Here is a 21,168-nt window from a genome sequence, read left to right as displayed (position 1 = left end):
ATCGAGAGGAACCCCCATGGCCCTTACCCCGTCATTCGACGCGTTTGAAGCCGGTTGGAATGCCGGGAAAAACCAGGTGGTCTATACCCGACTTGCGGCGGATCTGGACACACCGGTCAGCCTGATGATGAAGCTGACCGAAGCGCGCCGGGACAGTTTCATGCTGGAATCGGTCACCGGCGGCGAGGTCCGGGGCCGCTATTCGATGGTGGGCATGAAACCCGACCTGATCTGGCGCGCGCGCGGGGAGCAGTCGGAAATCAACCGTCAGGCACGGTTTGACGGGGACAGTTACGAGCCAATGCCGGGCAACCCGCTGGACGCTTTCCGCACTGTTCTGGCGGAAAGCCGGATTGACCTGCCCGCAGATCTTCCAGCCGCCAGTGCGGGGCTGTTTGGCTATCTCGGCTATGACATGATCCGGTTGGTGGAACATCTGCCCGATCAGAACCCCGACCCCCTGGGCCTGCCGGATGCGGTGATGATGCGCCCGTCTGTGGTTGCGGTCCTGGATGGGGTGAAAGGTGAGGTAACCCTGGTTGCCCCCGCCTTTGTGTCTTCCGGCCTCAGCGCCAAGGCGGCCTATGCCCAGGCGGCGGAACGCGTCATGGATGCGCTGCGGGATCTGGAGCGCGCCGCGATTGGCGAAAGCCGCGACCTAGGGGATCTGGCCGATCTGGGCCCGCTTACATCAAACTTTGCCAAGGACGATTATCTGGCGGCGGTAGAACGCGCCAAGGAGTATATCCGGGCCGGTGACATTTTTCAGGTGGTGCCCAGCCAACGCTGGGTTCAGGATTTCCCCCTGCCCCCGTTTGCACTTTACCGCTCCCTGCGCCGGACCAACCCGTCGCCTTTCATGTTCTACTTCAATTTCGGCGGTTTTCAGGTGGTTGGTGCCAGCCCGGAGATCCTTGTGCGCGTGTTTGACGGGGAGGTGACAATCCGCCCGATCGCGGGAACCCGTCCGCGCGGAAAAACACCCGAGGAGGACAAGGCGCTGGAGCTGGATCTGCTGGCGGATCAGAAAGAGCTGGCCGAGCACCTGATGCTTCTGGATCTCGGGCGCAACGACGTGGGCCGCGTGGCAAAAATCGGCACCGTCCGTCCGACCGAAGAGTTCATCATCGAACGCTACAGCCACGTTATGCATATTGTCTCGAACGTTGTGGGAGAGCTGCACGAAGACAAGGACGCATTGGACGCCTATTTCGCGGGTATGCCCGCAGGCACCGTGTCGGGCGCGCCGAAAGTGCGGGCGATGGAGATCATCGACGAGCTGGAGCCGGAGAAGCGCGGCATCTATGGCGGCGGCCTTGGCTATTTCAGCGCGGGTGGCGACATGGACATGTGCATCGCGCTGCGCACGGCGATTGTAAAAGACGGAAAGCTTTATATTCAGGCCGGTGGCGGTGTTGTTTACGACAGTGATCCGGAGGCGGAATACCAGGAAACCGTGAACAAGTCGAAAGCCATTCGGGCGGCTGCGGAGCATGCCGGGATGTTCAGCCGTTCACGGGGAAACTAAAGGGTTTCGGCTTTAACCCGAAACACCTTAGCCCAGGTTGAGGGGCTCTGCCCCTCGCTTCTTCGAGGCTCACCCCGAGGTATTTCAAGCAAGAAAAAGGCGGCGCAGGCATCTGGGGCCGCCTTTTCTTTTCTGCAATTTCGCGGGGTTAGAAGCCGAGCATCCATGTCCCATCGGGCCAGAATGCATGGAAAGCGAAGGCAAAGAGCACATCATGGGGAAGGTCACGGCCCTGAGCGTCGCGCACCCGGATGGTCCCCACGTCGCGCCCATTTGCGATCCGCCCGTCATCCAGCGCCGACGCCTGACCGCCCACCCAGCTGATCGTGATCCCTGCCTCGTTAATCTCACCAGATTTGGCAAGGCGTGAAACGGGCCAGGCGCGATCTCCGACCCGCACCACCCGCGCAAGGGCGGGCACATTGTTTGGGGGAAGCTCGCCTGTAAAAAAGGGATAGGGGCGTGTGCGGCTGTCATATCCCACATAGGGGTTCCGACCATAGGCACGGCGCGCCTGTGGTTGGTCCATCACTTCCCCATCCGGGTTGCGACCGGCAAATTCTGCCCAGCTTTCCATCCAGGAGGGAAGCTGTTCAAGTTGCGTATCGGTATGAACGCCGACAATTCCAGTGCCAAGCGCCTGCTGCCACCAGCTTTCGGTTTCACGGTCATACATCACCATGTCCGAATTTCTGAGCTTTCCGGTCACGCCGAAGTTGAGCACCTGCCCCTTGACGCGCCGGTCAAATACCATGGCGGAATTACAGAGCGGGCAGAAGGTGACCGCGATGGGGCGACCGGCGACCTCATCATTTACGATTTCATGCCAGGTCAGGTAGCGCAACGGATAGGCGCGAGCCGGCGCGCCGTCGAGTTCCACCGCGATCACGGGTTCACGTGCGCCGAGACGGGTTTCGTCCTGTACGGAAAGAAATCGGGGATCAAACAAGGCAGGGATCCCGTCCCGGCCCGGGCCACCAGACAGGATTTCGGTCCAGTTCTCAACACTGGTTCGGGTGAAGTCGGTTTGGGGAAATTCGTGTTTCCAGAACGCGGGATCTGCCCGCAGGCATTGTGCCCAAAGCCCGAGGATCACGGTCAGGATGGTCAATGCCAGACGTCCGTGAAACTGTATTTGGGTCTGGGATATAAGCTGGACGGGTAAACGCATCGGGGCCTCCTCTTCCCGTGGCATCTGGTCAACAGATGGTGACAGAGAGAGGAGGCCCCGCCTAGACCCGCTCACGCGGGTTTGAGGGCATGTGTTCGCAAGCGACTGAGGCGTTACTCAACCACTTTCACGGAGGTCATCACGTCCGGATCGCCCAGGATCTGACCATTGGGACCTGCGCCTTTCTTGATGGCCTCTACCACGTCAAAGCCATTGGTGACTGCGCCGACGATGGTGTATTGGCCGTCTAGGAACGGTCCCGGCTTGAACATGATGAAGAACTGCGAGTTGGCAGAGTTCGGGTTTTGCGACCGCGCCATGCCAACAACACCGGCGGCAAAACTTTCCGAGGAGAACTCGGACGGAAGATCCGGGTAATCCGATCCCCCCATGCCGGCGTAATCCATCTTGTCACCATCTTTTTTGCCGTATTTCACGTCACCGGTCTGGGCCATGAACCCCTCGATCACACGGTGAAACACCACATTGTCATATTGCCCCTCACGCGACAGCGTCAGGATGCGCTCCACATGCTGCGGGGCGAGATCCGGGCGCAGGGTGACTTCGATCTGACCGTTGGCCTCTCCGGCCACGGTGATTTCGATCTTCGGAAAATCACTTTCGGCAATGGCGGCATTGGGTTCGAAACTTTGAGGCCACAGGGTATAGGCGGCATAGCCGACGATCACCAGAACGCCAGCCAGAAATGCCGTCCAGAACCCGCGCTTATCCTTGGCGCTATAATCAGACATCTGCAGCGACCTTGACCGACACCATCACATCCGGCTCTGCAGGCGGCTCACCACGGGTGATTGCATCCACATGCTCCATGCCCGAGGTTACACGGCCGTAAACGGTATATTGGCCATTCAGGAAATGGTTGTCGTTGAAATTGATGAAAAACTGCGAATTGGCCGAGTTTGGGTTCTGCGAGCGCGCAGCGCCAAGGGTGCCACGATCATGTGGCAGTTTCGAAAACTCTGCCGGCAGATCCGGCAGATCCGACCCACCGGTCCCCGCACGACGCAGGCTCATCGGGTCTTTGCCGTTGGCCACATCCCCGGTCTGGGCCATGAACCCGTCGATCACACGGTGAAACACCACACCGTCATAGTCGCCACGACGGGCCAGCTCTTTCATGCGCTCTGCATGTTTCGGGGCCACATCCGGCAGCAGCTCAATCACGACCGTGCCGTTTTTCAGCTCCATCAGGATCGTGTTTTCAGGATCTTTATATTCGGCCATCTGGGCCTCCTTTGCATTCAGATTTGCCGCCAACCTATGTTGCACGGCAACGGTTGAAAAGACCCCGACCTGAATCCGGTGCAATTTCCGCATTCATCGTTGACCATAGTGGACAAATGGTGTGCATAGGCGACAAGATTGTAAGGAGGGGTGTCATGGCCTGGAAAACGCTGGACGAGATGGAACTGGCAGGGAAAGTGGTGCTGACGCGCGTGGATATCAACGTGCCGGTCAAAGATGGCGAGGTCACGGATGACACCCGCATTCAGCGCATCCTTCCAACCATCAGGGACATTCTGGCCGCAGGCGGCAAACCTGTTCTTCTGGCCCATTTCGGGCGCCCCAAAGGGGAACGCGTGCCGGATATGAGCCTTTCGGTCGTGCGCCCCGCCCTTGAGGCTGCGCTGGGACGACCGGTCAAATTTGCCGAGGACTGTATTGGTGGTCCGGCCAAACAAGCGGTGGCCGCGCTGGAAGAAGGCGATGTTTTGCTTCTGGAAAACACCCGCTATCACGCTGCTGAGACCAAAAACGATCCTGCTTTTGCCGCCGGTCTTGCAGCCCTCGGCGATATTTACTGCAATGATGCCTTTTCGGCGGCGCATCGCGCACATGGGTCGACCGAAGGGGTCGCCCGGCTGCTCCCATCCTGCGCCGGACGTCTGATGCAGGCGGAGCTTTCCGCGCTTGAAGCTGCTTTGGGGCAATCTGAACGCCCTGTTGTCGCGGTGGTCGGCGGGGCGAAAGTGTCAACCAAACTCGACCTTCTGGGCAATCTGGTCAGCAAGGTGGATCACCTTGTCATTGGCGGTGGAATGGCAAATACATTCCTCGCCGCGCAGGGCATCGATGTGGGCAAATCACTGGCAGAACACGAAATGGCCGATACCGCGCGCGAGATCCTGGCCAAGGCAGACACAGTGGGCTGCGAAGTGATCTTGCCAAGCGATGTGGTGGTGGCGCGGGAATTCGCTGCAGGGGCTGCCAGCGAAACTGTACCCGCCGACGCCTGCCCCGCTGACGCAATGATCCTCGACGCGGGACCTGAAAGCGTCGCGAAAATTATCGACACCCTGTCAACCGCCAAGACCCTGATCTGGAACGGGCCTCTTGGGGCGTTTGAGATCGAACCGTTTGATGCGGCGACCAATGCGGCGGCTGCGAAGGCGGCGGAATTGTCGGCAGACGGTAAACTCACCTCGGTGGCGGGCGGGGGCGACACGGTGGCCGCGCTGAACAAAGCAGGGGCGACTGAGCGATTCACCTATATCTCAACCGCTGGCGGTGCATTTCTTGAGTGGATGGAGGGCAAGGAACTGCCCGGTGTAGCGGCCCTATCCAACTGATAACGTCTTATAATTAAACCACTTCACCCCGCCTCTTTCGGCGGGGTTTTCTTTTGCATTCTCAGCTTGACTCTTTTCTGACTATTTTAGTAAGTTATCCATATCAGCCACCCGACACCCGGCCAGCCGACACATTTTTCTCACGAGCGCGAACATGAAGACACTGGCTGATAGCCCCCCGGATCCACTGGAGATCCTGCACCACCTCCCCCTGCCCTCCGGCCTTGCTCCCTTGGCGGAATGGCTCCTCGACCGAATTGAAGGAAATCGCACATGACTGTCCAACTGCGCACCCTTTCACTGGATGCAATGACCAAACCGCAAGCCCCGCAATATGAGGCCCTTTCGCTGACCCGGAATGGCAAAACGGCCCAGATCACCCTCAACGGGATGATCTACACGCTGACAATCACCCGTGCCGGCAAACTGATCCTGACCAAGTGACGCGCGAACCAATCGCCGGTTCCCCGCAGCATGGGTTCCTGGCGGCTCCGGGGGCAGCGTCATTAAACCGTTTCATCCGACGTTGCCTCCGGTTTTTTGCCCGTCTCCCTACTGTCCCAACAGAATGTTAGCGCCAGCAGAATTGCAACATTGGGGTCTCTCGCCTAGAAGGGGGAAAATTTCACCCTGACATCGGACGGGACCATCATGCCGAACCAAGCACAATTGGACAAAATCAAAGCCGGCCAAGGCTTTATCGCAGCACTCGACCAATCGGGTGGCTCCACCCCCAAAGCTCTGCGCCTTTATGGCGTGGAAGAAGACGCCTACTCGAACGACGCCGAAATGTATGACCAGATCCACGCCATGCGCTCACGCATTGCGCAGGCGCCTGCGTTCACCGGCGAAAAAGTTATTGGCGCGATCCTGTTCGAAATGACCATGGATCGGGAGATTGACGGAAAACCGACCGCCACTTTCATGTGGGACGAACGCGGCGTTGTGCCTTTCCTGAAGGTCGACAAGGGCCTGGCCGATGAGGAAAACGGCGTGCAGGTGATGAAACCAATGCCAGATCTGGATGCCTTGTGCGCGCGCGCTGTGAAAGCAGGCGTTTTCGGCACCAAAATGCGCTCGGTCATCAATGCGGCCAACGCGGAAGGCATCAAGGCGGTTGTGGCCCAGCAGTTCGAAGTGGGCAAACAGATCATCGGCCATGGGCTGGTGCCGATCATTGAGCCGGAAGTGACCATCTCGATTGAGGACAAGGCTGAGGCCGAAGCCCTTCTTCTGGCAGAGATCAAAGCCCAGCTTGACGCATTGCCCGAAGATCAGACCGTGATGCTCAAACTGACCCTGCCCGAGACCGCAAATCACTATAAAGCCCTGGTCGATCATCCGCGCGTCGCCAGCGTCGTGGCGCTGTCCGGCGGCTATTCCCGTGAGGAGGCGAACGCCCGCCTTTCGAAAAACTCGGGCATGATTGCCAGCTTCTCTCGCGCGCTGACCGAGGGGCTTTCGGCCCAACAGTCTGATGAGGCGTTCAACGACACCATCGCAGGCACCATCGACAGCATCTATCAGGCGTCGATTGCAGGCTAACCCCCTGCGCCAAAATGATTTTTCCAAAACGCCCGCGATCAGTTTCGTGGGCGTTTTTCATTCAGCCCCCTGCTTTCCAGAGCTTTCAAATTGCTCCTGTTGCCCGCGCGACTCACTTCCTGCCTCTGTCTGACTTTTTTCAAAACCGATTCGTTTTTGGGATTCACAAGGCGAATCGCCTATGGCATAGTCCTCTTGCACCACCCAAAAAGAGGTGGGCATGAAGGCAGTACATACAGGCGGGAAACCTATGGGCGCCCCTCGCGCAAAAACGGGAATTGGTGGAGTGGTCTACTTCGTCGCGGTCACTGGCCTCGGCATCTACTTCACCTTTGCCAGCGTGCAGGGCGACTTTGGAATTTTCCGACGCGTGCAAATTGAGGCCGAGGCGCAAGCGCTCACACAAGAACGCGCAGCGCTCTCGGCCCAAATTGCGGAGCTGAGCAACAAAACCCGACGGCTCTCCGACACCTATCTTGACCTCGACCTGCTGGACGAACAAGCGCGCTCGGTTCTGGGTCTGGTGCGGGCTGACGAAGTGGTTCTGCGTTAAGCAACCTACCTGAAAATCCGACAGGGCTGAACTTATCCCCCTCCCTCTCCGCTAAACTCTCCACAAACCGGCAAAAAATTCATGCGACGGGCGCGCCCCAAGTCGCTTTTACGTGACTTTTTTCCTGAACACCAAGTTTTTGTCGACCTGAGCAGGAAAACTCTGTAATAGATAGTTTAATGCTAAACTATTGCATCAATCAGAGTTGACGCCAAAAGGAGGATGCCGCATGGCCGCCCGGAAAAGCGCCCAGAAAAAGTCCGCTAAATCAAACACATCCAAAGAAGAGCTGCTTGAGTATTACCGCGAGATGCTTCTGATCCGTCGATTCGAAGAGAAATCGGGGCAGCTCTATGGCATGGGGCTGATCGGCGGGTTCTGCCACCTTTATATCGGTCAGGAGGCTGTTGTGGTCGGCCTGGAAGCCGCCGCGATCGAGGGCGACAAGCGCATCACCTCTTACCGTGACCATGGACATATGCTGGCCTGCGGCATGGATCCAAAAGGCGTGATGGCAGAGCTGACCGGCCGCGAGGGCGGTCTGTCGAAAGGCAAAGGCGGCTCGATGCACATGTTTTCGAAGGAAAAGCATTTCTACGGTGGCCACGGCATTGTTGGCGCGCAGGTTCCGATCGGCACCGGCCTGGCGTTTGCAGACAAGTATCTGGAAAATGGCGGTGTAACCTTTGCCTATTTCGGCGATGGCGCAGCCAACCAGGGTCAGGTTTACGAAAGCTTCAACATGGCCTCGCTTTGGCAGCTTCCGGTCATCTATGTGATCGAGAACAACCAATATGCCATGGGCACGTCATTGCAGCGCGCAAGCTCCACCCCCGAAATCTACACCCGCGGCGAAGCCTTTGGTATTCCCGGTGAGGCCGTGGATGGGATGGACGTTCTGGCGGTAAAAGAGGCCGGCCTGCGGGCGACGGAACATTGCCGATCGGGCAATGGGCCATATATTCTGGAAATGAAAACATACCGTTACCGCGGACATTCGATGTCAGATCCGGCCAAATACCGCACCCGTGAAGAGGTGCAGAAAGTGCGTGAGGAACGCGATGCCATCGAACATGTGCGCGAGCTTCTGCTGCAAGGCAAACACGCCACGGAAGATGAGCTGAAAGCCATCGACAAGGACATCAAATCGGTTGTGAACGACGCTGCCGAGTTTTCGAAAACCAGCCCGGAACCCGCTCTCGAAGAGCTGTGGACCGATATTTACGCCTAAGCCGGACGAGGAGAGAGAAACATGGCTACTGAAATCCTGATGCCCGCCCTGTCCCCGACCATGGAGGAAGGCACGCTGGCAAAATGGCTGGTCAAAGAGGGCGACACCGTATCGTCCGGTGACATCCTGGCCGAGATCGAAACCGACAAGGCGACGATGGAATTCGAAGCGGTTGATGAAGGCATCATCGGCAAGATCCTGATCGAAGAAGGCACCGAAGGGGTGAAAGTCAATTCGCCCATCGCCGTGCTGGTGGAAGAAGGCGAAAGCGCGGATGACATTGCCGCGCCCGCCGCTGCGACCGAAGCGGCCCCGGCCGCTGAAGCCCCGGCCCCTGCTGCCCCGGTTGCTGCCCAGCCGATCACGCCAGTGGTTCCGGCTGATACCGAAATTCCGGCCGGCACCGAAATGCGGTCCACCACCGTGCGCGAAGCCCTGCGTGACGCGATGGCCGAAGAGATGCGCGCCGATGACAGCGTCTTCCTGATGGGGGAAGAGGTTGCGGAATATCAGGGCGCCTACAAAGTGTCCCAGGGGCTCCTGGACGAGTTCGGCGCCAAACGCGTGATTGACACACCGATCACCGAGCATGGTTTCACCGGCCTCGCCACCGGGGCTGCAATGGGTGGTCTGCGGCCTGTGGTCGAGTTCATGACCTTCAACTTTGCCATGCAGGCAATTGACCACATCATCAACACCGCCGCCAAGACGCGCTATATGTCCGGCGGCCAGATGTCCTGCCCGATCGTGTTCCGCGGCGCCAATGGTGCCGCCGCCCGCGTCGGCGCCCAGCACTCGCAAGATTATGCCGCATGGTATGCCCAGATCCCCGGCCTGCATGTGGCCATGCCCTACTCGGCGGCGGACGCCAAGGGGATGCTGAAATCGGCCATTCGTGATGACAACCCGGTTGTGTTCCTGGAAAATGAGCTGCTTTACGGCGCGAGTTTTGATGTGCCGGTGATGGATGATTACACCGTCCCCTTTGGCAAGGCACGCATCTGGCGGGAAGGCAATGACGTGACCATCGTCAGTTTCGGGATTGGCATGAAATACGCTCTGGAAGCCGCAGATGAGTTGGCGAAAGAGGGTATTTCGGCAGAGGTTATCGACCTGCGCAGCCTGCGTCCGATCGACTATGACACCGTGATCAATTCGGTGATGAAAACCAACCGCTGTGTCACGGTGGAAGAAGGCTGGCCGGTGGCCTCCATTGGCAACCACATCTCGGCCACGATCATGGAGCGTGCATTTGATTATCTGGATGCCCCGGTGATCAACCTGACGGGCAAGGATGTGCCCATGCCCTACGCCGCCAACCTTGAAAAGCTGGCGCTTGTGACCACCGCCGAGGTGATCCAGGCCGTCAAAGCCGTTACTTACCGCTAAGGAGCTCGACACATGGCTATCGAAATTCTCATGCCCGCCCTGTCGCCCACGATGGAAGAAGGCACTTTGGCAAAATGGCTGGTCAAGGAAGGGGACACGGTGCAATCCGGTGACCTTCTGGCCGAGATCGAAACAGACAAGGCGACGATGGAGTTCGAAGCGGTGGACGAGGGTGTCATCGGGAAGATCCTCGTGGCCGAAGGCACCGAGGCCGTCAAGGTGAACTCGCCCATCGCAATCCTCGTAGAAGAGGGCGAAGAGGTTGGTGACGTGGCTGCAAGCGCCCCAGCAGCGCCTGCTGCAGCCGAGGCCGCTCCTACAGCGGTTGAGGCATCGGCACCTGCCGCAGCACCTGCGCCCGCAGCCCCCGCCCCGCAAGCCGCTGATGGAACACGCATTTTTGCCTCGCCGCTGGCGCGTCGCATTGCAGCGGACAAAGGTCTGGATCTGACGCAAATCAGTGGCACCGGTCCGAAAGGGCGCATTGTGAAGGCGGATGTGGAAGGCGCAACGGCATCGGCCCCCGCAGCAGCTCCGGCGGCGTCCGCCCCGGCAGCCCCGGCCGCAGCCCCTGCCCCCTCCGTGTCTTCGGATGCAGTGGCCGCAATGTATCAGGGCCGTGAGTTCGAGGAGGTCAAGCTTGACGGGATGCGCAAAACCATTGCCGCCCGCCTGTCGGAAGCCAAGCAGACCATCCCGCATTTCTACCTGCGCCGCGACATCAAGCTCGACGCTCTTCTTGCGTTCCGCAGCCAGTTGAACAAACAGCTGGAAGCGCGTGGAGTGAAACTGTCGGTCAATGATTTCATCATCAAGGCCGTGGCAAACGCCCTGCAACAGGTGCCCGAAGCCAATGCCGTTTGGGCAGGCGACCGGGTGCTTCAGATGAACGCCTCGGACGTGGCGGTCGCCGTGGCCATTGAGGGCGGGTTGTTCACCCCGGTCTTGCAGGACGCCGATCAGAAGTCGCTGTCGAGCCTGTCGACCCAGATGAAAGACCTCGCCGCGCGTGCCCGTGACCGCAAACTGGCACCGCATGAGTATCAAGGCGGCAGCTTTGCCATCTCGAACCTCGGCATGTTCGGGATCGACAATTTTGACGCCATCGTGAACCCGCCGCATGCGGGCATTCTGGCGGTCGGCACCGGAGTGAAGAAACCTGTGGTTGGCGATGATGGCGAGCTAACGGTTGCGACAATCATGAGCGTGACCATGTCTGTGGACCACCGGGTGATTGACGGGGCCGTTGGGGCCAACCTTCTGAAGGCCATCGTCGAAAATCTGGAAAACCCGCTGACCATGCTGGCCTGAAGAGGATCGGGTGCCGGAAGATCCCTGCACCCGATACATTCAAAAAATTACATCCATTGATCTGGCTCAAGGTGGCGCCCTGCCCCTTGGGCCATTTCTTTTGCGAATGAAGATATCCGCAGGAGACAGACATGGATTTCCCCGCCCTTCTGGCTGACACCACCGCCAACACGGACGAGTTTCGCAAGCTCAATCCCGATGGCGGGAAAGGCTTTGCCGCCATGCACCGCGCCGCGATGGGTGAAGGGGTGCTGTCGGTTAAGGCGAAAGAGCTTCAATGCATTGCGATCGGGATTGCCAAGCAATGCAATGACTGCATCGGCTTTCATGTGCGTGCCGCAATCAAGGCGGGCGCAACCCGCGAAGAGATTTCAGAAACTGTCGCCGTGTCGATCATGATGGGGGGCGGTCCCGCCTATATGTATGGCGCGCGCGCCCTGCAGGCATTTGATCAGCTATCCGAACTTGCGGTCCCGGCCTGAGCCTGACGCGTTTTCTGGGGTCCCCGAGGCGCCTTAAAACATGTAAGGGCGCCGGTATCGGGCGCCCTTTTCATCTTCTGTCATGATCATCATCTGTCATGAGATGCCACCAGCTCAGCGGCTGAGGGTCTGATCCATCTGGATTGACGGTTGCGCGCACCCGGCCTCACCCACGATACGCGCAGGCACACCGGCCACAGTCACGTTTTCCGGGACTTCCTCCAACACGACGGACCCCGCTGCGATACGCGAGCAGCAGCCGACGCGGATATTGCCCAGCACCTTTGCCCCGGCCCCAATCAGAACCCCATCGCCAATTTTCGGATGACGGTCTTCGTCCTCTTTGCCCGTGCCTCCCAGCGTGACGGAGTGCAACATCGACACATTGTCCCCGACCACAGCGGTTTCACCAATCACGATGGAATGGGCGTGGTCAATCATGATCCCTTTGCCAATGCGCGCACCAGGATGGATGTCGATGCCATAAACCTCGGAACAGCGCATCTGAATAAAATAGGCCAGGTCCTTGCGCCCTTCGTTCCACAGGAAATGCGCCAAGCGATAGGCCTGCATCGCCTGAAACCCCTTGAAGTAAAGAACCGGCTGCAACATCCGGTGGCAGGCCGGGTCGCGCTCAACAATCGCGGCCACATCCGCACGTGCCGCCTCTGCCAGATCCGCACAGCTGTCATAAGCTTCATCCGCAATCTCGCGCAACAAAACCATGCTCATTTCATTCGAGCTGAGCTTGGCGGCAAACCGGTAGGACAGTGCTTTTTCGAGCGTCTTGTGATGCAGAACACAAGCCCCCACCAGCCCCCCCAACAGGGGTTCTTTCTGAATTGCAGCCCTTGCCTCATCGGTAATGCGGTCCCACACTGGGTCGAGTTTTGTCACGATTGCGCGCTTCTCTGCCATGGTTTTTCCTCAAGTTACCGAACCGTTTTACACCAGCTCTGCAGGGAATGCCAAACGCAAAGCCGTGATGGGGGCAATTGCAAACAGGAATGACTTAAAGCGTTTCGACGTTCACCTGAGACAGGAAAAAGTCGAAACGCGGCAAGAGATATCAATGTCATGGGCGTTTCGGGACAAACATGTATGTCAAGTTTATCCCGAAACGCTTTATGCGTAGCAAATTCAAAACGCAGCTTTTGCAGGAGCTGGACGATCTGGACCAAGAAGATGCCCTCGGGGCCGAGGGGCACGGGTCGTGGAGCTGGATCAGCAGGCCGTTGGGCGCCTGTCCCGCATGGACGCGTTGCAAAATCAGGCCATGGCGCAGGCTCAGGGGGCGCGACGTCACGCCCAGCGCCAACGCATTCACGCCGCCCTCGAGCGGATCGAAGACGGCGCGTTTGGCTTTTGCGAGGATTGCGGAGAAGATATCCCCGGCGGTTGACTGGAACTGGATCCCTGTGTGACGCGATGCGTCAGTTGCGCATCAGGGTGATATCAGACACAGCGTTGGGTCCTCAGGGCCGCAAAGATCGTCAGCATGCAGTCACAATAGTCGGGATCATCCTGATACGGTTCCTGTTCGCGCGGCATCTTGCGGGCAACGGCAGCCAGGCTGCCATTGCCCCATTTCGGATGCGCACGCCCCGTCACATAACGGTAGCGATCTGCCATATTGGCCCGCGCCACCATGCGCAACATGGCGTCGGGTCGGTCCTGCGCAGGCAGCGCAAGAAGCGCACAGGCTGCAGCGGCCACATCACCGGGAAGGACAGGACGCATGGTCAGACCTCCAGATCCATCCGGGCAAACAGGCCGGGGCCGAAGCGTTCAGACATTTGCGCCACCTCGATCTGACAGCTTCCCGTCACCCCATCGCTCGCAATCTCCGCGGCACTATAGGTCCACACCGGTTCCGAGACGAACGTTTCGCGCAGGATGGTTCCCCCCTGACGAACACGCACCATGTATTGCTCAAAGGCTTCCCCAAGCGGAACATCTCCGATCCCCCATTGGTCCCCCTCAAGGCGGGTGCGCCGGATCCAGCTGATCTCCTGCCCCCCGGCCCCATCGGGGCTTGCCTTCAGATAGGCTGGGGCATAGGGGCGCAGCCCGTTCCCATGGAACGCCTGCACAACATGCTGAAAGCTCGGATCGCTGACCGGCAGACGTGCCGCCCCGATCCGATAGTGGCGCTCAACCCCTCTGGAGGACATGGCGAGGTCGATCTGCTCCGGGCGGCCATCCAGAAGCACGAAGTAGCTGCCGACCGGCCAGCTTTCCGGCATCAGGGCATCTGTGCCCAGCTGACCACGCAACCGACCTGAGATCTCATAGGTCCGCGTGTCAACAAGCGTGGCGGTGGTGAATTGGAAGATCTCCCAATTGTCCGGCATCCCATCCCCGATGGCGGCGATATTGGCCCCATTGAGCACATCTGCCAGCGCGGCACTGGACAGGGAACCGTCAATCAATTTCACCCGCAAGGCCGCCCCGTGGTCCAAAACAGCTGGGGGTGCGATATCCAATTCGGTCTCAGTCAGCCCGATGACCGAACGAAGGTCAATCACGGTATTCAGAGCATACCCGCTGTCAGATGCAGACCCATAGGCTGCGGCCTTCCCAAGCCACGGCCTGGACGATACCGCTAGGTAAGGCGCATGGGGCACCTCGTCCCCACGGATCAGGGGCAAGTCAAGGAACAGCGGAAAGGCAGGCGCAGGCGCGACGAAGCTGACCGGTGTCAGGCTTTCCTCGACATTGGCCGAAGCCCCGTAGATCCCGGTCTCAACGCGCGTGGCCTGCACCTGCTGGACACCGGCCTGCTCGACCTGATCCAGACGATAGAACTCGGTTCCGGCGTCCGTTTCGATCTGCACGATGTCCCCGGCAACCTTGCCAAGATCAGAAGGGGGCATGGCAAAGCTGGCACGGTCCCGGGCGACGCGTGCTTCAGATAGCCAGCGTTCGGTGATCTCCAGCGCTTCATTCGCGGTCAGGATCAGGGGAAATTCCGATTGCGACACGGTCTGAATGTCATCATCCGGGAAACTGGATTCGGTCGACCGCAGCTCATAGCTGCCTTCGCTTTCCACATAGGTCAGGCGCACCCGCCCCACCACATCCGGCTCGCCATCCCGCACGCGTTCCAGGCTGCTGTCACGATCCGGCGACAGGGCAAGCTTATCCGGGTCGAGCACATGGTCCACAACCCCGCTCCGTGACCTGAAATGCAGCACCCCATCATATTCCGCGGCCTCCATACCATAAGCCAGCATCAGAGGTTGCAGCGCAGACCGCCCGGCCGAGATATCCTTGACCACATAGCCGCGCACCAACCCATGGAGCTTGGAGACATCATAGCGGGTCACACCGGAGCGTTCACAGACCTCCGACACAACAGATGCGAGCGAACGCGAGGAACTGCGCCCATTCAGCCAATGACCACGCAGGTAGTTCTCCCCATCACTCCAAAGCTCGAGATTCATCGGAAACTCCGGATAGGGTCGCGCGTCCCAGGCCCAGACATGGGCACGGTCCATATCCACCATCTGCACATCCGTTGCAGTGTGCACCGGATTGTTGGCCTCATCCCCCCAATAGCCATACATGGCCCGCAGATATTGCATCTGCGCAAGGTCATCCCGCCGGCCCGTCGAGTAATGCGGCAGCTCACTTTCCGAACTTTTGGGATCCAGAAACTTGTTTGGCTCATTGGTCGCCTTGTCGATCGCCGCACAGCCCAGTTCGGTAAACCAGAACGGCTTTGACCCCGGCAGCCAGTCGGTGGGCAAATTGTGTCGCACCCCGCCTATGCGGTTGTGGTGTGACCGATACCACCAGTTGCGCAGATCCTTGTATCTGAACACCCAGGGTTCCGCATGGGCGCCATCTGTGATCGGCAAACGGTTCTGCGCATCACGATCTGCCTGCGAGGCATAATACCAATCATACCCCTCGCCCCCTTCGATATTGGCCTGCAGGTATTCCAGATTGTAGATCGACCGATAGCTGGCATCCAGATGATCAACCTCATCACGCCAGTCAGACAGCGGCATGTAATTGTCGATCCCGATGAAATCGACCTCATCATGGCTCCAGAGCGGATCAAGGTGGTAATAGACATTCCCCGACCCGTCGGTGGGGTGGTAGCCGAAATACTCGGACCAGTCCGCCGCATAGGAAATCTTGGTGTCATCGCCCAAAATGGCGCGCACCTCTTCGACCAGCTCGATCATTTTCTCAACCGCCGGGAAACTGTGCCCGGCGCCACGGATCTGGGTCAGGCCCCGCATTTCGGATCCAACAAGGAACGCATCCACGCCACCCGCAGACGCGCAAAGATGCGCATAATGCAGGATAAAGCGACGATACGAGAACTCCTCCGGGCCGCTATAGCTCACGCCATTTGAAGTCGCTGTAAAATCAGACGGTTGGGCCGCCCCGAAAAAGCTTGCCACTTCCGCGGCGGCGGCAGCGGTCCCATCCGGGCTGCCGGACACACCCGGCGCAAGCGACGTGGTGATCCGACCACGCCAGGGCAACCTGGGTTGCTCACCACTGCCGGTCCACGGGTTGATCAACCCGTTTCCGTCGAGTTGCTCCATCAGGATGAACGGGTAGAACGTCACCTTCTGCCCGCGATCTTTCATTGCAGTGATCGCCTGTTTCACCGACTGGTCCGTCGGGGTGCCCCCGTAAACGGCACGGCCATCTTCATGCGGCACGACTGAGGCATTGGCGCGGGTGACCCCGGAGACATTCCAGGGCATTTCTTTCCCGTCATCCCCGTTTTGCTCAACCTTCGGCTGGACCTGACAGCTGCCACAGCGCAGATCCGACCCAAACCAGGACACGACAAGAGAACTCGCCCCGCAATTGGGCAGATCATTGCCCAACATCTCCAACGAGGCCTGAAAGTCCGTAAGCCCCGTTGCGTTGTTGACATTGCTGCGTCCCGCGACACCAGGTTCTGCAGGAAAGGACACCTTGCTTGTGGCCAGAGAATACTCTCCCGTTCCGGGAATGATCGCCACGGCTTTGGTGCCGCGCGCCACTTCTGCAATCTGGTTGGGTTGCTCAGGCCGCACCACTTCGAAATTGAACTGGGGAATCCGGTTGCCGAACTGACCCAGAGGAAGGTCTTCGATCACAACATAGGCCGTGCCCCGATAGGCCGGCGCCTGGCCCAGCCCCATGGTTGCCTCGATCTTGGGATCAGGCAATTGCGCCTCATCCCCCGGATAGACGCGCATGTTCAGATCACTGGTCGCAATTTCCTTGCCATCCGCCCAGATACGCCCCACCCGGGTGATTTCACCCTCACAAAGCGCCAGCGCGACACTTACCGTGTAGCTATAAGAGGTCACCTCTGGCTGGCTGGGGCCACCCTTGCCACCGCCTGAGGTTTTGGAGTGCTCCTTGAACCGTGTTGCCCAGATCACCTGCCCGGCGACCCGCGCACGCCCATAAAGCTGCGGGATCGGCGTGCCTTCGGACGCCCCGGTCAGACGGAAACGGTCAACCCGCCCGGTTTCCACGGGTTCAGAACCGCCCCCCAGAATTTTCCCGTCAATCATCCGTCCAAGGGTTGCCCCGACAGCCTTGCCAATGGCAACCGAGGAGAGCCCCAGAATGCCACCACCAATCGAAGCCCCAACTGCGCTCCCAACGCCTGCAAGCAGAATTGTTGCCATCAGTCCATCCTTTCCGGAAATGCAAATGCCGCCACCACGCGGCGCGCCCAGGGCGCTGACAGGGGGCTTTCAACCACCCCGTGGCCGCTATAGGCGTGAATGAAAGTTTTATGGGGCGAAACAGCCCCCAGAATGCCAAGATGCTTTGCCACGGCGCCCTGCCTCATGCGAAACAACAGCACATCCCCCGGCACCGCTTGGTCAGGGGTTTTCTCAATCAGATACCGGGAGGCATCTTCCCAGAGGTCTTCTTGCCCCGAAGGTTCGGACCAGTCCTGAGTGTAAGCTGGCACCTCAACGGGCTCGCGCCCGAGCACGGCACGCCAGACCCCTCTGATCAGCCCCAGACAATCCGTCCCTCCCCCCGCACAGGAAGATTGATGTTGATAGGGCGTCCCAATCCAGCGCCGCGCCTCCTGCAGCGCACGTTCATTCTGCGTCATCTGTGACATGATAAACCTGTTGATGAATGCCCGGACATAACCCGCCAGGACAATGAGCGAAGAGGGCAATGCGCTGGTTGTCAGCTCAGCGCACCGCCATCATTTTGTTCTGTGGAAACCGGGTAGGACATCAGCCAGTCCTCGCCCGGGATGGTCGGAAAGCCGCGGAAATTCAACAAGTTGTCAAATTTAGCCTTGCAGGTCTCGGCCCGTTTGTCACACCCTGCTTCCAGACGGATCACATCGCCGGCGACGATCTCGGCCCGCAGGGCTTCCCACAGGGTGATTTCGCGCGCTCCGCCGGGAAGAACCTTATCCTTGCGGATCAAACCAACCAGCCCGGCCCCGTCGCCGGTTTTCACCGAAAGCCGCCCTTTTTCAAACCAACCGCTGTCAAAAGCACCCAGGCCTGCAAAGGAAAAGGTGATCTCATTTCCGGCCACTTGCAGGGGCGCCTCGACAGCATAAGCGGGGTCATCCAGATCGACCTTGCAGGACTTGTCCCCCAGCAGCGCCGAGCAAGGTTTCTGAAATGCCCGTCCCTGCGGACGGTTCAACGCTTCGGACAAGCCCACAAGCTCTGCCCGGAAGGCCCCGTTTTCACGGGTGATTTCACCGATATTTCCACGAAATTGCAAATATCTCTGCGAGGGCGTTTCCCAGTTTACCAACCAGGCCTCGACCTCTGCACCGTCATAGCGACCCGCCCGGATGTCTTCCTCGGTAATGGCCGCGTCCGTCAACGCCCCCATCGCTTCGGAATTGTCGATCGACAGGCCCGTGGTCTGTTCCAGCGCATAGGCGGTCAGCCCGGTATCCGCCTTGCACAAGACCGCACCGATCATCAGGTCCCGGTCATGATCAGTGAAGCCAAAGGCCTCGCCGTCGCGACGCGTGACCACCCAGGCTCGGCAAACGGTGGTCATTCCCGTGGCGAAATGCGCTTCAAATTGAGGAGAAAGAGGCATCAGACACGCACCTCCACAACCGGCACATTCGGCGCATCCCCCGCCTGGAAGGATGAAACGGAGGTATGAATGCGATCCGTATCGAAACGCACGGGCACGTCAAACTCATATCCTGCGGTAATCTCTGCCCCCTCTTCCGGCGCGATCACAAAGCTCACCATACCGGTGGTTGCATCATAGGTGAAATCCACCCCTTCAATCAGCGGATCCCCCTTGAGACCAAGGGTCACCGTCCCCTCCACAGGTTTCTGGATGGGGCGGTCATAGCTTTGTTCACCACTGCGATATGTCTTGATCAGCTGCCAGTCGGTGCGCGTGCCATTGCCATGGCCAATCACCTGATCGGTATAGGAAATCTCGGCAGAAGGTTGGGCACTTTTGTAATCGGACCAATCCTTCCAGCGGAAAGAATGCAGCTGCCCGCGGCGGGCCTCGAAAAAAGCAATCAGAGTTTCGATATCGTCCAGGCTGCGCATCGCAATCCCTGCATCATAACGACGACGGGAATGCTCCCATGGCGTGTTGCGCTCTTCAAATCCATTGGCAAGCGTCACCACTTCGGTGCGCCGTTCCGGCCCCCCGATTGAGCCAAAGCTGAGATTGGCTGGGAAACGGACTTCATGAAAGCTCATTCTAAACCCTCCTTATCGATGCCGCTGACCGCGTGACAACGCACGCGTCATCTGTGCCGCGACCTGACTTTGTGACCGGCGGAAGCCTTCCACGTCCGGCGTTGTGATATTCATGGTGATATTGATGGGTTGACCACCGCCCTGCGCACGGACACCAAGGCTGCCATCGGCCCCTCGGGTCAGGGGCATGATCGCCTCAGGGCCAGCTTCGCCCATCAGCCCGGTGCCGCCGCGCATCGGGAAAGTGGTGGCACCAGAAACAACACCGCCCTTGGCAAAAGGCATCACCTTGCCCTGTGCGAACGCACCGCCCTTTTCGAAGGCCAGAAAGCCGTTCATCACGGTGCCAACACCCTGGGCAATCATGCCGCCAAAATGGTTCATCACTGGCTGCATCGCCGCATTATAGGCGGTCCGCGACATGCTCTCGGCAAGGTTCGACAGTGCATCCGACAGTTTCATGCCGTCAAAGGCCAGCCCATCAAACGCCTTTTTCAGACCAGAGCTGAAACCTGAAGACAGTTTGCCCACATCAACATTCAGATCCGAGATCGTGGAATGCACCCCCTTGAGCTCGCCCGAAAACGCCGAGGTGAGCGAAACCGCCTGACCCAGCGAGGTGCCAAGCGCCTCGACCTGATCGTCGAAACTGTCCAGCATTTCCAATCCAGACATATCTATTCTCCTTCATCTGCAGGGCGTTCATCCGGGAATTGCACCAGCAATTCATCCAGACGGGCCCGCATCGAGGGTGCGCCCTGACCATCCAGGCCCAGCATCACCATCAACTCGTTAGGGGTCAGCGCCCAGAACTGGTCCGGGCGCAATCCAAGCTTGGTAAAACCCAGCCGCATCAGCTGGGGCCAGTCGAAACCAGGGCCGGAAACGGGGGCCTTCCTCACGCGGCACCACCTTCGGGGTCCGGCATGGCAAATGCGCGGGCCAGAAGCTGACCTGCCGCCTTTGCCGCCATGACCGGACCTCCGGCTATCTCAGCTGACAGAAGGTCGGATGCCTGCCCCTGCCAGCCCCCCCCGCGAAGACCGGCGACAATCAGTGCCAGCACATCACGGGTGGAAAACGCCCCGCCTTCGAACCGCTCGACAAGGGACACGATTGTGTCCTCGCCAAGGCTGGCTTCAAGCTCAGCCAGCGCCCCTAGGGTGAGTTTCAAGACGTGGGGCTGCCCGTCGATGGTCAGCGCCACCTCTCCCGTCCACGGATTGGCCATGATCAGAGCGCCGTAAAGGTCAGGGCACCAGCCGACGCCATCGACAGCTCATAGGTGGCCTCGCCATTATGCGTACCGGCATATTCGATCGAGGTGATCATGAACGGGCCTTCAACCGTGCCGAAATCCGGGATAATCACCTGGAAATTCTGCACTTCATTGTCGAAAAACACCTGTCGGGCACGTTCATCTGTGGTTGCATCACGAAAGACGCCCGAGCCGGAGATGCTGGCCGATTTCACACCGGCCCCTCCCAGAAGCTCACGCCAGCCGCCCGCACTCTCCAGCGAGGTCACATCAACGCTTTCGGCGTTAAAGCTGATCCGCGTGGCGCGCAGCCCCGCGATGGTTTCAAAAACACCCGCACCGGTCATGTCGAGTTTGATCAGAAGGTCCTTGCCTTTTTGGGCTACCATTGGGTCACTCCATTAATGAAAGC

At 59.2% G+C, this 21,168-nt stretch carries 23 protein-coding genes; 10 read left to right on the top strand and 13 right to left on the bottom strand.

The window, feature by feature from the left end:
- The first annotated feature begins 16 nt into the window (after positions 1-16).
- Positions 17-1,528, top strand: a complete 1,512-nt coding sequence (trpE, locus tag K3J57_RS05270; RefSeq protein WP_173487242.1) for an anthranilate synthase component I — start codon at positions 17-19, stop codon at positions 1,526-1,528.
- A gap of 148 nt (positions 1,529-1,676) precedes the next feature.
- On the opposite strand, the gene K3J57_RS05265 is transcribed toward trpE, so the two are convergent.
- The 3 genes from K3J57_RS05265 to K3J57_RS05255 form a co-directional block, all read right to left on the bottom strand.
- Positions 1,677-2,699: a DUF3179 domain-containing protein gene (locus K3J57_RS05265; protein ID WP_259797366.1), complete on the bottom strand. Its 1,023-nt coding sequence runs from the start codon at positions 2,697-2,699 to the stop codon at positions 1,677-1,679.
- 113 nt (positions 2,700-2,812) lie between these two features.
- The gene (locus K3J57_RS05260; RefSeq protein ID WP_173487244.1) at positions 2,813-3,451 is read right to left on the bottom strand and encodes a peptidylprolyl isomerase; all 639 of its coding nucleotides are present in this window, start codon (positions 3,449-3,451) and stop codon (positions 2,813-2,815) included.
- Positions 3,444-3,944 carry a peptidylprolyl isomerase gene (locus K3J57_RS05255; protein WP_259777080.1) on the bottom strand — a complete coding sequence of 167 codons (501 nt, stop codon included), beginning with the start codon at positions 3,942-3,944 and terminating at the stop codon, positions 3,444-3,446. Before K3J57_RS05255 ends, K3J57_RS05260 begins: the two co-directional genes overlap by 8 nt.
- A gap of 155 nt (positions 3,945-4,099) precedes the next feature.
- Between K3J57_RS05255 and K3J57_RS05250 the strand changes: the two genes are divergently transcribed.
- The 8 genes from K3J57_RS05250 (at position 4,100) to K3J57_RS05215 (ending at position 11,801) form a co-directional block, all read left to right on the top strand.
- Positions 4,100-5,290 (top strand): phosphoglycerate kinase, encoded by a 1,191-nt coding sequence (locus K3J57_RS05250; protein WP_259794318.1) that lies wholly within the window; start codon positions 4,100-4,102, stop codon positions 5,288-5,290.
- A 309-nt stretch (positions 5,291-5,599) separates the two neighbouring features.
- Positions 5,600-5,734 (top strand): hemin uptake protein HemP, encoded by a 135-nt coding sequence (hemP, locus tag K3J57_RS05245; RefSeq protein WP_235477694.1) that lies wholly within the window; start codon positions 5,600-5,602, stop codon positions 5,732-5,734.
- Positions 5,735-5,941: 207 nt separating this feature from the next.
- On the top strand, positions 5,942-6,835 hold the full coding sequence (locus K3J57_RS05240; RefSeq protein WP_259794316.1) for a fructose bisphosphate aldolase: 894 nt from the start codon (positions 5,942-5,944) through the stop codon (positions 6,833-6,835).
- Positions 6,836-7,085: 250 nt separating this feature from the next.
- A complete protein-coding gene (locus tag K3J57_RS05235) occupies positions 7,086-7,388 on the top strand; it encodes an FtsB family cell division protein (protein WP_259786597.1) in 303 nt (100 codons plus the stop codon).
- Positions 7,389-7,617: 229 nt separating this feature from the next.
- Positions 7,618-8,619: a pyruvate dehydrogenase (acetyl-transferring) E1 component subunit alpha gene (gene pdhA / locus K3J57_RS05230; protein ID WP_259774790.1), complete on the top strand. Its 1,002-nt coding sequence runs from the start codon at positions 7,618-7,620 to the stop codon at positions 8,617-8,619.
- A gap of 21 nt (positions 8,620-8,640) precedes the next feature.
- Positions 8,641-10,008 carry a pyruvate dehydrogenase complex E1 component subunit beta gene (locus K3J57_RS05225; protein ID WP_259777077.1) on the top strand — a complete coding sequence of 456 codons (1,368 nt, stop codon included), beginning with the start codon at positions 8,641-8,643 and terminating at the stop codon, positions 10,006-10,008.
- Positions 10,009-10,020: 12 nt separating this feature from the next.
- On the top strand, positions 10,021-11,319 hold the full coding sequence (locus K3J57_RS05220; RefSeq protein ID WP_259794314.1) for a pyruvate dehydrogenase complex dihydrolipoamide acetyltransferase: 1,299 nt from the start codon (positions 10,021-10,023) through the stop codon (positions 11,317-11,319).
- 131 nt (positions 11,320-11,450) lie between these two features.
- Positions 11,451-11,801, top strand: a complete 351-nt coding sequence (locus tag K3J57_RS05215) for a carboxymuconolactone decarboxylase family protein (protein ID WP_259774793.1) — start codon at positions 11,451-11,453, stop codon at positions 11,799-11,801.
- A 114-nt stretch (positions 11,802-11,915) separates the two neighbouring features.
- On the opposite strand, the gene cysE is transcribed toward K3J57_RS05215, so the two are convergent.
- The gene (cysE, locus tag K3J57_RS05210; RefSeq protein ID WP_259786594.1) at positions 11,916-12,719 is read right to left on the bottom strand and encodes a serine O-acetyltransferase; all 804 of its coding nucleotides are present in this window, start codon (positions 12,717-12,719) and stop codon (positions 11,916-11,918) included.
- Between the two features lie 295 nt (positions 12,720-13,014).
- Here cysE and K3J57_RS16030 point away from each other — a divergent pair, with 295 nt between their 5' ends.
- On the top strand, positions 13,015-13,203 hold the full coding sequence (locus K3J57_RS16030) for a TraR/DksA family transcriptional regulator (protein WP_311196498.1): 189 nt from the start codon (positions 13,015-13,017) through the stop codon (positions 13,201-13,203).
- A gap of 53 nt (positions 13,204-13,256) precedes the next feature.
- Here the strand turns inward: K3J57_RS16030 and K3J57_RS05200 are convergent, their stop codons facing one another.
- The 9 genes from K3J57_RS05200 to K3J57_RS05160 all read right to left on the bottom strand — a co-directional run bounded on the left by K3J57_RS05200 (position 13,257) and on the right by K3J57_RS05160 (position 21,145).
- Positions 13,257-13,541, bottom strand: a complete 285-nt coding sequence (locus tag K3J57_RS05200; RefSeq protein ID WP_173488070.1) for a DUF7742 family protein — start codon at positions 13,539-13,541, stop codon at positions 13,257-13,259.
- 2 nt (positions 13,542-13,543) lie between these two features.
- Complete coding sequence (locus tag K3J57_RS05195) at positions 13,544-17,455, bottom strand: baseplate multidomain protein megatron (RefSeq protein WP_259794312.1); 3,912 nt, start codon at positions 17,453-17,455, stop codon at positions 13,544-13,546.
- The gene (locus K3J57_RS05190) at positions 17,455-17,898 is read right to left on the bottom strand and encodes an NlpC/P60 family protein (RefSeq protein WP_173487383.1); all 444 of its coding nucleotides are present in this window, start codon (positions 17,896-17,898) and stop codon (positions 17,455-17,457) included. The genes K3J57_RS05195 and K3J57_RS05190 overlap by 1 nt, the downstream gene beginning before the upstream one ends.
- Before the next feature lie 80 nt (positions 17,899-17,978).
- Positions 17,979-18,866 carry a phage/gene transfer agent baseplate hub protein gene (locus K3J57_RS05185; protein WP_259786592.1) on the bottom strand — a complete coding sequence of 296 codons (888 nt, stop codon included), beginning with the start codon at positions 18,864-18,866 and terminating at the stop codon, positions 17,979-17,981.
- The gene (locus K3J57_RS05180) at positions 18,866-19,498 is read right to left on the bottom strand and encodes a DUF2460 domain-containing protein (protein WP_259786591.1); all 633 of its coding nucleotides are present in this window, start codon (positions 19,496-19,498) and stop codon (positions 18,866-18,868) included. Before K3J57_RS05180 ends, K3J57_RS05185 begins: the two co-directional genes overlap by 1 nt.
- 12 nt (positions 19,499-19,510) lie before the next feature.
- Positions 19,511-20,173, bottom strand: coding sequence for an RcGTA-type gene transfer agent tail tape measure protein (locus tag K3J57_RS05175; protein WP_259777070.1), 663 nt, complete (start codon positions 20,171-20,173; stop codon positions 19,511-19,513).
- 2 nt (positions 20,174-20,175) lie between these two features.
- A complete protein-coding gene (locus tag K3J57_RS05170) occupies positions 20,176-20,400 on the bottom strand; it encodes a rcc01693 family protein (RefSeq protein WP_259778938.1) in 225 nt (74 codons plus the stop codon).
- Positions 20,397-20,729 (bottom strand): gene transfer agent family protein, encoded by a 333-nt coding sequence (locus tag K3J57_RS05165; protein ID WP_173487257.1) that lies wholly within the window; start codon positions 20,727-20,729, stop codon positions 20,397-20,399. Before K3J57_RS05165 ends, K3J57_RS05170 begins: the two co-directional genes overlap by 4 nt.
- Positions 20,730-20,731: 2 nt before the next feature.
- Positions 20,732-21,145: a phage major tail protein, TP901-1 family gene (locus K3J57_RS05160; RefSeq protein WP_055192633.1), complete on the bottom strand. Its 414-nt coding sequence runs from the start codon at positions 21,143-21,145 to the stop codon at positions 20,732-20,734.
- Positions 21,146-21,168 lie beyond the last annotated feature (23 nt).

The sequence above is a fragment of the Aliiroseovarius crassostreae genome (assembly GCF_025137635.1).
GTDB lineage: Bacteria > Pseudomonadota > Alphaproteobacteria > Rhodobacterales > Rhodobacteraceae > Aliiroseovarius > Aliiroseovarius crassostreae.
This window is presented reverse-complemented; position numbering and strand designations above follow the sequence as displayed.